The sequence below is a fragment of the Hydrogenophaga sp. genome (assembly GCF_051007235.1).
GTDB lineage: Bacteria > Pseudomonadota > Gammaproteobacteria > Burkholderiales > Burkholderiaceae_C > Hydrogenophaga.
In genome coordinates, this window is sequence record NZ_JBPCSJ010000079.1 from 1 (window position 1) to 7,468 (window position 7,468).

General features: G+C 66.6%; 7 protein-coding genes and 1 pseudogene. 3 read left to right on the forward strand and 5 right to left on the reverse strand.

The features are described 5' to 3' along the window. The 5 genes and pseudogenes from tkt to ACR2JA_RS02725 all read right to left on the reverse strand — a co-directional run. The coding region (gene tkt / locus ACR2JA_RS02705) for a transketolase (protein ID WP_434007590.1) at positions 1–1,833 on the reverse strand (1,833 nt) is incomplete at its 3' end. Between the two features lie 169 nt (positions 1,834–2,002). Continuing rightward, positions 2,003–2,881: pseudogene (locus tag ACR2JA_RS02710) on the reverse strand (phosphoribulokinase). Positions 2,882–3,021: 140 nt separating this feature from the next. Continuing rightward, on the reverse strand, positions 3,022–4,116 hold the full coding sequence (locus ACR2JA_RS02715; RefSeq protein WP_434007584.1) for a class 1 fructose-bisphosphatase: 1,095 nt from the start codon (positions 4,114–4,116) through the stop codon (positions 3,022–3,024). A 24-nt stretch (positions 4,117–4,140) separates the two neighbouring features. Beyond that, positions 4,141–4,827 carry a ribulose-phosphate 3-epimerase gene (gene rpe, locus ACR2JA_RS02720; RefSeq protein WP_434007585.1) on the reverse strand — a complete coding sequence of 229 codons (687 nt, stop codon included), beginning with the start codon at positions 4,825–4,827 and terminating at the stop codon, positions 4,141–4,143. 45 nt (positions 4,828–4,872) lie between these two features. Further along, the gene (locus tag ACR2JA_RS02725) at positions 4,873–5,580 is read right to left on the reverse strand and encodes an HAD-IA family hydrolase (protein WP_434007586.1); all 708 of its coding nucleotides are present in this window, start codon (positions 5,578–5,580) and stop codon (positions 4,873–4,875) included. Positions 5,581–5,703: 123 nt separating this feature from the next. On the opposite strand from ACR2JA_RS02725, the gene ACR2JA_RS02730 reads away from it, so the two are divergent. From ACR2JA_RS02730 to ACR2JA_RS02740, 3 genes are all read left to right on the forward strand, one after another. Next, complete coding sequence (locus ACR2JA_RS02730; protein ID WP_434007587.1) at positions 5,704–6,657, forward strand: LysR substrate-binding domain-containing protein; 954 nt, start codon at positions 5,704–5,706, stop codon at positions 6,655–6,657. Positions 6,658–6,670: 13 nt separating this feature from the next. Continuing rightward, positions 6,671–6,901, forward strand: coding sequence for a SlyX family protein (locus ACR2JA_RS02735; RefSeq protein WP_434007588.1), 231 nt, complete (start codon positions 6,671–6,673; stop codon positions 6,899–6,901). A gap of 22 nt (positions 6,902–6,923) precedes the next feature. Next, on the forward strand, positions 6,924–7,468 hold a 545-nt coding region (locus ACR2JA_RS02740), incomplete at its 3' end, for a glutathione S-transferase family protein (protein WP_434007589.1).

Sequence of the window (7,468 nt, forward strand, 5' to 3'; positions counted from 1 at the left end):
TTCCACCGCCACGGTGGGCAGCGACAGCGGCAGCACCATGTCCTGGTAGGCCTCGGGCTGGCGGTCGAACACATTGCTGCTGGGCATGGACACCACGCGGGTGCTGATGCCCTCCGCTGCCAGCGCAGCGTGGGCCTCCATGGCCAGCGAGGTCTCGGAACCCGTTGCCAGGATCACGGCCTTGGGGTTTGCGCCCTCGGCCAGCACATAGCCGCCCTTGCGGATCTTTTCGACCATGGTCGCATCGCTCAGGCGCGGCAGGTTCTGGCGCGAGAGGCACAGCGCGCTGGGCCCGTCCTTGCGCTCGATGGCGCAGGCCCAGGCCACCGCCGTCTCCAGCCCGTCGGCCGGGCGCCACACGTCCAGCCCGGGGATGATGCGCAGGCTGGGCACGTGCTCGACCGACTGGTGGGTCGGGCCGTCTTCCCCCAGGCCGATGGAGTCGTGCGTGAAGACGTGGATCACACGCTGCTTCATCAGCGCGGCCATACGGATGGCGTTGCGGCTGTAGTCGCTGAAGGTCAGGAAGGTGCCGCCGTAGGGGATGTAGCCGCCGTGCAGGGCGATGCCGTTCATGATAGCTGCCATGCCGAATTCGCGCACGCCGTAGCTCAGGTGGTTGCCCCAAGCGTCGCGCCCGGCCTTCACGCAGCCCTTGAAGTTGGTGAGGTTGGAGCCGGTGAGGTCGGCACTGCCGCCGAAGAACTCGGGCACCAGCGGCGCCAGCACGTCCAGCGCGTTCTGGCTGGACTTGCGGGTCGCGAACGCATCGGCCTTGGCGGCGATGGCAGCCAGCACGGCGGGCAGCTGGTCGGCAAACGCGGGCAGCAGGTCGCCGGCCATGCGGCGCTGAAACTCGGCCGCTTCCAGTGGGTACTGCGCGCGGTAGGCGGCAAAGCGCTGCTGCCACGCCTGCTCGGCCGCGGCGCCGCGGTCTGTCGCGTTCCAGGCGGCGGCCACATCGGCCGGGATCTCGAACGGCGCAGCCGTCCAGCCCAGCTCGGCGCGGGTGGCCGCCACTTCGGCCGCGCCCAGCGCGGCGCCGTGCACGTCGTGCGTGCCGGCCTTGTTGGGCGAGCCCATGCCGATCACGGTCTTGCAGCAGATCAGCGTGGGCTTGCCGTCGGCGCGGGCGCCCTGCTGCTTCGCGTCCAACAGCGCGGCCTCGATGGCGGCTGGGTTGTGGCCGTCCACGTTCGGGATCACGTGCCAGCCGTAGGCTTCGAAGCGCTTGGGTGTGTCGTCGGTGAACCAGCCTTCGACATGGCCGTCGATCGAGATGCCGTTGTCGTCGTAGAACGCCACCAGCTTGGACAGGCGCAGCGTGCCGGCCAGCGCGCAGGCCTCGTGGCTGATGCCTTCCATCAGGCAGCCGTCGCCCAGGAAGGCGTAGGTGTGGTGGTCGACGATGTGGTGCGTGCCGTCTTCGTCTTCGCGGTTGAACTCCATGGCCAGCAGCTTCTCGGCCAGCGCCATGCCCACCGCGTTGGTGATGCCCTGGCCCAGCGGGCCGGTGGTGGTTTCCACACCGGGGGTGATGCCCACCTCGGGGTGGCCCGCGGTCTTGCTGTGCAGCTGGCGGAAGTTCTTCAGCTCCTCCATCGGCAGGTCGTAGCCGGTGAGGTGCAGCAGCGCATAGATCAGCATCGAACCGTGGCCGTTGGACAGCACAAAGCGGTCGCGGTCGGGCCAGTGCGGGTTGGCCGGGTTGTGCTTGAGGTGCCGGTTCCACAGCACCTCGGCAATGTCGGCCATGCCCATGGGCGCGCCAGGGTGGCCACTCTTGGCCTTCTCCACCGCATCCACAGCGAGCATGCGGATGGCGTTGGCCATCGAACGGGCGAGTTCAGGCGAAGGGTTCTGCATACAGCGTCCTGTTCGGAGAGAAGTGTCTGGTTCGAGAACACCGCGGAACCGGCTCTGCCGGGCCGCTGGTGTTGCCCCCCAGTGGGGGGTGACGCACCTCCGGTGCGGCGCGGGGGGCGTCAAATCACCTGGGGCGTCAATAGCTGGCGCGTTTGCGCCGTTCCATCATCCGCCAGATGAAGGGCGTGAAGATCAGCTGCATCGCGATCTCCATCTTCCCGCCCGGCACCACGATGGTGTTGGCGCGGCTCATCCACGACCCGTTGATCATGCTCAGCAGGTACTGGAAGTCGATGCCCTTGGGCTTGGCAAAGCGGATCACCACCATGCTCTCGTCGGCGCTGGGGATGTCGCGCGCGATGAAGGGGTTGGACGTGTCCACCACCGGGATGCGCTGGAAGTTCACATGCGTCAGGCCGAACTGCGGGACGATGTAGTTCACGTAATCGGGCATGCGGCGCAGGATGGTGTCCACCACTGCTTCCTGGCTGTAGCCGCGCTGGGTCTTGTCGCGGATCAGCTTCTGGATCCACTCCAGGTTGATCGAGGGCACGACGCCGATCAGCAGGTCCGGGTACTGCGCAATGTCCACGGTGTCGGTCTTCACCGCGCCGTGCAGGCCTTCGTAGAACAGCAGGTCGGTTCCTGCGGGAATCTCTTCCCAGGGGGTGAAGGTGCCTGCCTCCTGCTGGTAGGGCGCGGCCTCTTCGGCGTTGTGCAGGTACTTGCGGCACTTGCCGGTGCCGTCGATGGCGTACTGGCGGAACAGCACTTCGATCTCGGGGAACAGGTTGCCGTCGGCGCCAAAGTGGCTGAAGTGGCGGTTGCCCTTGGCCTCTTCGTCGGCCATGAGCTACTTCATGGCCTTGCGGTCGTAGCGGTGAAAGCTGTCGCCTTCGATGACAGCGGCCGTCAGCTCTTCACGCCGGAAGATGTTCTGGAAGGTGCGGGTCACCGTGGAGGTGCCCGCGCCGCTGGAACCTGTGATCGCAATGATGGGATGGCGTTCAGACATGAGGGTCTCCGGTCAATACAAAAAGCAAAACGTGAGAAGTGACTTCTTCCAGTGGCACCGCGGAACCGGCTGTGCCGGACCGCCAGTGCCGCCCCCTTGAGGGGGTGACGCCGCAGGCGGCGCGGGGGTGGGCCTCGGCCTTAATCGCGGAAAAGGGAACGCTCGGCGAACAGCGGGTTGTCGTCCTTGTAGGCGACCGGTTCGCGGTGGTAACGCTCGATGCGCTCGACCTCGTTCTTGCTGCCGAACACCAGGCCGATGCGCTGGTGCAGCGCGGTGGGCTGCACGGTCAGCATGGGCTCGCGGCCGGTGCTGGCGCGGCCACCGGCCTGCTCGATGATCATGCCCACCGGATTGGCTTCGTACAGCAGGCGCAGGCGGCCGGGCTTGGCGGCGTCCTTGGTGTCGCGCGGGTACATGAACACGCCGCCGCGCATGAGGATGCGGTGCGCCTCGGCCACCATGCTGGCGATCCAGCGCATGTTGAAGTCCTTGCCGCGCGGGCCGGTCTTGCCGGCCAGGCACTCGTCCACATAGCGCTTGACGGGCGCTTCCCAGAAGCGCGCGTTCGACGCGTTGATGGCGAACTCGTGCGTGTCTTCGGGGATCTGCAGGTTCGGGTGCGTGAGCATGAACTGGCCCAGGTTCGGGTCCAGCGTGAAGCCGGCCACGCCGTTGCCCACCGTCAGCACCAGCATGGTGGTGGGGCCGTAGAGCGCGTAACCCGCGGCCAGCTGCTGCGTGCCGGGCTGCAAAAAGTCGGCCTCCACCACGTCACGGCCCGAGTCGATCACGTCCTGCGGCGCGCGCAGCACGCTGAAAATGCTGCCCACCGTCACGTTGACGTCGATGTTGCTCGACCCGTCCAGCGGATCGAACACCAGCATGTACTTGCCGCGCTGCAGTGTGGTCGGGATCTGGTACGGGTGGTCCATCTCTTCGGACGCCATGCCCGCCAGGTGGCCGCCCCATTCCGTCATCTGCGTGAAGTACTCGTTGCTGATGACGTCGAGCTTTTTCTGCTCTTCGCCCTGCACGTTCACGCTGGTGGCCACGTCCATCGTCGGGTTGCCGAGCACGCTGCCCAGTTCGCCAAAGGCCACCGTGCGCGCGATGGCCTTGCAGGCCAGCGCCACGTCCAGCAACAGGGCGTTGAAGTCGCCGCTGGCGCCGGGGAAGCGGCGGCGTTGTTCGATCAGGTACTGCGTCAGGGTGAAGCGGCGGCGCGTGGGCATGGGAGGCTTTCAGAGGTTGGGTGTTCAGGCGTGGGCAGCGTTCGAGCGCAGCTGCTTCATGACGGTCTTGTAGCCACCGTCGCTGTCGGGCGCGCCGAACACGGCGCTGCCGGCCACCAGGGTGTCGGCACCCGCGGCCACGATCTGTGCAATGTTGTCCACTTTCACGCCGCCGTCCACTTCGAGCCAGATCGCGCCACCGTGCGCGGCGGTGTGACGGTCAATGCGCCCGCGCGCGTCGCGCAGCTTGTCCAGCGTGGACGGGACGAACTTCTGCCCGCCAAAGCCCGGGTTCACGCTCATCAGCAGCACCAGGTCCAGCTTGTCCATCACGTGGTCCATCAGCGTCAGTGGTGTGGCCGGGTTGAACACCAGGCCGGCCTTGCAGCCGTGGTCGCGGATCAGCTGCAGCGTGCGGTCCACATGGCGGCTGGCCTCGGGGTGGAAGCTGATGAGGTTGGCGCCGGCCTTGGCAAACAGCGGGATCAGCGCATCCACCGGTTCGACCATCAGGTGCACGTCGATGCCGATCTTCACGTGCGGGCGGATCGCCTCGCACACCAGCGGACCGATGGTGAGGTTGGGCACGTAGTGGTTGTCCATCACGTCGAAGTGCACCAGGTCGGCCCCGGCGGCCTCGATGGCGCGCACCTCTTCACCCAGGCGGGCGAAGTCGGCGGACAGGATGGACGGGGCGATGCGGATGGTCATAGGGTGCCTGGGGGGGATGCCTCGGAAGTGATGGGAGATGCCGGCTTAGCGGTTGTGCCATTCCTTGAGCCGCGCCACATTGACGCCGCTCAGGTCGGGCAGCACGCGCAGCGCGCCGCTGAAGTCGTGGTGGGCGGTGAAGCTGTTGGGCGTGATCACCGTGTGCAGCCCCGCCGCGCGGGCGGCGCGCAGGCCGTTGGCCGAGTCTTCAAACGCCACGCAATCCGCCGCGCGCAAGCCCAAGTCGGCCAGCACCTTCATGTAGACCTGCGGGTTGGGCTTCTTGACCGGCGCGTTGCTCGCGTCGCCAATGGCCAGGAAGTGGCTGCGCCAGTCCGGCCCGATGGCCGAGCGCAGCAGCGCCGCGATGTTGACCGGCGAGGTGGTGGTGGCAATGGCCAGCTGCAGGCCCGCGCGCCGCGCGTCGTTCATGAGCGCCAGCACGCCAGGGCGCAGCTGCACCGCGCCGTTGTTGACCGCGTTCTCGTAGTAAGCGGTCTTGATCTCGTGCAGCCGGCCAATGGTGTCGGCCAGTGCGCCCGCGCCCAGCTCGGTCATGGACGGGTCCACCGTGCGCCAGTGGTGGGCCATGCGCTCCTTGCCACCCGAAATGTCCAGCAGCCGGGTGTACAGCGGCACGTCCCAGTGCCAGTCCAGCCCCTCTTGCCGGAAGGCGTGGTTGAAGGCCTCCAGGTGCACGCTTTCCGTGTCTGCCAGGGTGCCGTCGACATCAAAAATCAGGGCGCTGAGCATGGGTGTGGTCCGCGGTGATGGGAGGCTGGGAACACCCCGAAACAGGGCGATGAAAGGACTATAGGCACGCACTTAAGTAAGGTAAATTCACGTTTTATTCGACTTACGTTAAGCAATAGCTGAATGAAGAACGCCACCTTCCGCCAACTCAGGGTTTTCACGGAGGTCGCCCGGCACCTGAGTTTTGCCCGCGCGGCCGAGGTGCTGCACCTCACCCCGCCGGCCGTGACCATGCAGGTCAAGGAACTGGAAGGGCACGTGGGCCTGCCCCTGTTTGAACGCACCGGCCGCCAGGTGGCGCTGACCACGGCGGGCGAATACATGCTGGTCTACGCCCGCAAGGTGTTGGCCACCTTAAAAGACGCCGAAGACGCCGCCGCGCGCCTGAAGCAGGTGGAGGCTGGGCAGCTCACCATCGGCATGGTCAGCACGGCCAAATACTTCCTGCCGCGCCTGCTGGCCGAGTTCCAGCGCGAGCACACCGGCGTGGAACTGCGCCTGGCCGTGGGCAACCGCGAACAGCTCGTCAAGATGCTGCACAACAACGAGGTGGACATCGCCGTCATGGGCCGCCCGCCCAAAGAACTGGCCACCCGCGCCGAGCCCTTTGCCGCCCACCCGCACGTGTTCGTCGCCCCCACCGACCACCCCTTGCTCAAGATCGGCCACCCCACGGTGGAATCGCTGCGGCCCTACGGCTTCATCCTGCGCGAGCCCGGCTCGGGCACGCGCGCAGCGATGGAGAAATTCCTGGAAAAATCCCGCATGGAGCCGCGCGTGGTCATGGAAATGACCAGCAACGAAACCATCAAGCAGGCCGTGATGGCCGGCATGGGCATCAGCTTCCTGTCGCTGCACACGCTGGGTCTGGAACTCGAACACCAGCTGATTGCCACCCTCGACGTTGAAGGCGGCCCCGTGCTGCGCGCCTGGAACCTGGTGCACACCCTGTCCAAACTGCTCTCGCCCGCGGCCGAGGCCTTCCGCTATTTCATGCTCGAACGCGCCGAAAGCTTCCTGGCCGACAAATACGGGGCCTTGCTCAAACTGCCGCCCGCCAACACCATCAGCACCTGAACGCCCCCACACCATGACCACCGCCAACCCCACTCCGCAGGAAACCGACGAACGCCTGACCCGGCTGGAAATCCAGCTCGCCTACGCCGAAGACCTGCTCGACACCCTCAACACCCTGGTCGCCCAACAGCAAGACCAGATCGGCCTGCTGCTGCGCGAAGTGGGCCAGCTGCGCCGCCAGCGCGAAGACGATGCACCGGGGAGCTTTCGCAGCCTGCGCGACGAACTGCCACCGCACTACTGAACACCGTTGCTGAGGAGCCCCCATGACGCTCGCCCTCTACGGCCACCCCTTCTCGTCGTACACGCAGAAGGTGCTGATCGCGCTGCATGAGAACGCCACCCCGTTTGAATTCCGCATGATCGGCCCGGACCACCCGCAGCACGTTGCCGAGTGGCTGCAGCGCTGGCCGCTGCGCAAGTTCCCGCTGCTGCTGGACAGTGACCGCCAGGTGGTGGAAACCAGCGTCATCGTCGAATACCTGCAACTGGCCCACCCCGGCCCCGTGCAGTTGCTGCCGGCCGACCCCATGGCCGCGCTCGGCGTGCGCTTCATGGACCGCTTCTTCGACCTGCACGTGATGAACGCCATGCAGCTGGCGGTGGACGGCGCACTGACCGGCGACCCGGTCAAACGCGCCGACGGCCTGAGCCTGGCGGTGGACAAACTCGAACGAGCCTACGCCTGGCTTGAAGGGCGACTGGCTAGCCACACCTGGGCCTGTGGTGAGGCCTTCACCCTGGCCGACTGCGCCGCGGCACCGGCGCTGTTCTACGCGGACTGGACGCACCGCATCGGCGAGCAGTACCC